Below are 3,675 nucleotides of genomic sequence, written 5' to 3' on the forward strand. Positions count from 1 at the left end.
CGCGGGCGGCACCACGCCGGCCGCTGACGGCGCCGGCGCCGACGCCGCCGTCCTGGCGCGCCAGCTGCGCGAGGGCGACGCCGCCCAGCGCGCGGCGGCGCTGCTGCAGGCGCGCGCCGAGGGCGTGCTGCTGCCCGAAGCGCTGCTGCGCCAGCTCATGGCCTCGGACACTTCCGCGCCCGTGCGCATGGCCGCCTTCGACGCCTGGGTGGAGCTGCACTCCGGCAGCGTCGAGGCGCTGCGCGCGGCGCTGCAGGCCGCGCTGTCGGTGCGCGACACCGTGCTGCAGACCCGCGCGCGCGAGCAGCTCGACGCGCTGGAGCGCATGCAGCAGGACGCGGCGCTGCAGCCTCCCGCGCAGCCGTGAAGCCGTGAAGCGCTGACACGGCGCCTGCCGCGCCGCTGCACAGCCCCCATCGGGAACCGCTTTCGTTCCCGCGCAGTACCGCGCCCGCCGGGCCGCGCCGGGTGCTGTCGTCCGTCCGCCGCCCGGCTGGAGAGTCATCATGACGCACACGATCGCTGCGAAGACCCGGACGCTGCTGGCCGCCCTGCTGGGCGTGGCAGCGCTCACGGCGGCGGTGCCGGCGCGAGCCGACCATTTCATTGCCATGACGCGCGGGACCAACTTCAGCGGCTTCGGCGCCGCGGGCGTGCTGGTGCCGCTGGACCTCACCGGCGCCACGTCCTCGCCGGCCTTCTTCGTGGCCGCGGGCAGCCGCTTCATCGTCAGCTACACGGCCGAATGCGCCAACAACGCCGCCGGCGTGGGCAGCTGGGTGGACGTGGACATCCGCGCCATCAACACCGCCACCGGCGCCGTCACGGTGCTGCCGCCCACCAACAGCGGCGGCGACGCGTTCTGCACCTCCAACAACGTCGCGGGCTACGACGGCTGGGCCATGAGTGCCGTCAATGCCGTGGCCACCAACCTGCCGCAGGGCAACTACCGCATCCAGGTGCTGGCCCGCACCGTCGGCGGCGGCCTGGGCTGGCTGGGCGACAGCTCGCTCATCGTCTGGCGCTGAGCGCTGAGCGCGGGGCGCGGCGGCGGCGCCGGTCTCCTCAGCCGCCCAGCCGCCGCGCGAAGTCGTCCACCGAGCTCGCCAGGTCATCGTCGCCCGGCAGCTGCCCCTGCGGCGTGAAGTGGTCCACCACCTCCGGCAGCAGCTCCGACAGGCCCAGGCGCGCCTCGTCCTCGCTCACGCCGGCCTGGCCGGCGATCTCGGACAGCTGCTGCGGGTCGAACACCTGCGACAGCGCCTCCGGCGGCAGCGGCTCGTTGGCGCCCGTGCCGACCCAGGACTGCGCATGCTGCCCGTAGCCGCGCTGCGACAGCATCCCCAGCAGTCCGGCCAGGCCGCCCAGCCCGGCCAAGCCGCCAAGACCGCCCAGGCCCCCCATGCCACCGCCCAGGCCACCGAGGCCGCCCATGCCGCCCCCCATGCCGCCGCGGCGCCGGCTGGACAGCATGCGCAGCACGATCGGCAGCAGCGCCATCAGCACTTGCGGGCTGACGCCGCCGCGGCGCCCCCCCAGGCCACCCAGGCCACCCAGGCCACCGCCGCCGAAGCCGCCTCCCAATCCGCCGCCACCGCCCATGCCCGGCGGCAGGCCGCGCCCGGCGTTGTTCATGCCCCCGAGTCCGCCCAGGATCTGGTCCAGCAAGCCCATGGTGTCGCTCCTGTGTCCGTGTTGGAAAAGTGAGGCCCTCGGGCCGGCAATCCCGGTGCCGCCGCGCCGCGGCCGCGTCCTACAGGCTGGAGGGGCGCCGTCCTACCCGGCACGGCCCCGGTGCTGCCGACACTGCGGCCTTTCTCGCTTCCTCAAGCCGGTCCGGCACCGGCCGGGGCGCGGCACCCGCCGCGCGTTGCGCAGAGTGCCGGGACGGCTCCCAAGCCATGAAGCTTTCCCGACCTTCCCGGCTGCGCCACTGCCTCGCCCTGCTGCCGCTGGCCTGGCTGCTGAGCCTGGCCACCGAGGCGGCCCAGGCCGGCACCACGACCCGCGCGGCCGTGCATGCCGGCACGGCGTCCGCGGGCGGCACGCCCCGGGCCGCGCCCCGCAAGGGCCCGGCTGCCGAGCGCGGCGTCAGCAAGGCCAAGCCGGGCAGCGCAGCGCGCCAGCCAGGCGGCAAAACGCGCCAGGCCCAGGCCAAGGCCAAGGCCAAGGTGCCGGCCGCGGCCAAGGCCGCATCGGCCGCGAAGAAGAACGGCCCGCGCGAGATGCGCCGGGCTGGCGCGGCGCCCGCTCGGCTGGACTATTCGGGCCGCAAGCGCGTGGGCAAGGCCTCGTTCTACGCGGGCCGTTTCGGCGGCCGGAAGATGGCCGACGGCACGCGGCTGCGCCTGCACCACCCCGTGGCGGCAAGCAAGACGCTGCCACTGGGCACCATCGCCAAGGTCACGAACCTGCGCACCGGCAAGAGCGCGGTGGTGCAGATCCGCGACCGCGGCCCGTTCGTGAAGGGCCGCATCGTGGACCTGACGCCGGCCACGGCGCGCGCGGTCGGGCTGACCGCGAAGGAAGGCGTGGCGCCGGTGGAGGTCACGCCCATCCGCGTGCCGCTGCCCGACGGCAGCGTCAAGCACGGCGAGGCCGCGCACGATCCGCTGGCGCGCACGCTGGTGGCCGGCCTGCGCGGCGGCGACTGAAACCCAAGAACGGCGCCTGGGCGCCGTTACTTTCCTTTCTCAAGCCACCGGCTCCAGCAGCATCAGGCCCGAGGCGGTGTTGGAGATGGGAATGTGGTAGTTGCGGTGCAGGGCCTGCACCTTCTCGCCCAGCGCGGCGCGCGTGGCCAGCCACATCAGCAGCTCCACGCCCTGCGTGCCGGTGTGCTCGACCAGATCGCGCGTGCTGAACTGCGTGGCCCATTGCGGGTCACCGACCATGCTGTCCATGAACTTCAGGTCGAAGTCCTTGTTGATGAAGCCGGCGCGCTCGCCGTCGAGCTGGTGGCTCAACCCGCCGGTACCCAGGATCACCACCTTCTCGCCGCCGGCCCACTTCGCCACCGCGCGCTTGATGCCCTCGCCCAGCTTCCAGCAGCGCTTCGCGCTGGGCAGCGGGTCCTGCACGGTGTTGATGCACACGGGAATCACGCGCACCGGCCAGACCTGGTCCGGCCACAGCAGCGCCATGGGCAGCGTGAAGGCGTGGTCCACCTTCATCTCCTGGCAGGTGGTCAGGTCGAACTCGTCCTCCACCAGCGACTCGATCAGCTGCCAGGACAGCGCCGCGTCGCCGCGAAACGGCGCCATGGTCGGGATGCCCCAGCCTTCGTCGGCGTTGCGGTACTCGGGCGCGGCGCCAACGGCAAACGTCGGCATCTTGTCGAGGAAGAAGTTCAGGCCGTGGTCGTTGTAGATCACGACCACCACGTCGGGCTTCGTCTCCCGCTCCCTCCGCCACCCGGTCTCCCCGGGTTGTTTCACGGCCTCCCATAAGTCCCTGTCCCACAGGGAAAAAGGCCAAATTCCCCTCCCACGACGTGCCACCAAGGCGCACCTAATCGCTCCAGAATTGATGGGTAGCATGATGGGTCGCAAGACCCTCAGGCATCCGGAGGTTCGGCATGGGTCGGGTCGCAGTTGAGCTCAGCGCGCTCGCGGTTTCTCGCCTGGTCGAGCCCGGGCTCCACTTCGTCGGCGGCGTCGCCGGCCTGGCCCTGCA

At 73.1% G+C, this 3,675-nt stretch carries 5 protein-coding genes; 3 read left to right on the top strand and 2 right to left on the bottom strand.

Annotated features, from left to right (window positions below; all coding sequences use genetic code 11):
- Positions 1 to 367: hypothetical protein (locus FJ694_RS35980; protein WP_157272319.1), on the top strand; the 367-nt coding region annotated here is incomplete at its 5' end.
- 139 nt (positions 368 to 506) lie between these two features.
- A complete protein-coding gene (locus FJ694_RS35985; protein WP_157272320.1) occupies positions 507 to 1,028 on the top strand; it encodes a hypothetical protein in 522 nt (173 codons plus the stop codon).
- 37 nt (positions 1,029 to 1,065) lie between these two features.
- Here FJ694_RS35985 and FJ694_RS35990 read toward each other — a convergent pair whose 3' ends face one another.
- Positions 1,066 to 1,674, bottom strand: coding sequence for a YidB family protein (locus tag FJ694_RS35990; RefSeq protein WP_157272321.1), 609 nt, complete (start codon positions 1,672 to 1,674; stop codon positions 1,066 to 1,068).
- A gap of 227 nt (positions 1,675 to 1,901) precedes the next feature.
- Here FJ694_RS35990 and FJ694_RS37530 point away from each other — a divergent pair, with 227 nt between their 5' ends.
- The gene (locus FJ694_RS37530) at positions 1,902 to 2,654 is read left to right on the top strand and encodes a septal ring lytic transglycosylase RlpA family protein (RefSeq protein ID WP_232540383.1); all 753 of its coding nucleotides are present in this window, start codon (positions 1,902 to 1,904) and stop codon (positions 2,652 to 2,654) included.
- 39 nt (positions 2,655 to 2,693) lie between these two features.
- Here FJ694_RS37530 and FJ694_RS36000 read toward each other — a convergent pair whose 3' ends face one another.
- Positions 2,694 to 3,437: a class III extradiol dioxygenase family protein gene (locus FJ694_RS36000; RefSeq protein WP_232540384.1), complete on the bottom strand. Its 744-nt coding sequence runs from the start codon at positions 3,435 to 3,437 to the stop codon at positions 2,694 to 2,696.
- Positions 3,438 to 3,675: the final 238 nt, after the last annotated feature.

Source organism: Azohydromonas aeria (genome assembly GCF_009760915.1).
GTDB classification, from domain to species: domain Bacteria; phylum Pseudomonadota; class Gammaproteobacteria; order Burkholderiales; family Burkholderiaceae_C; genus Azohydromonas; species Azohydromonas aeria.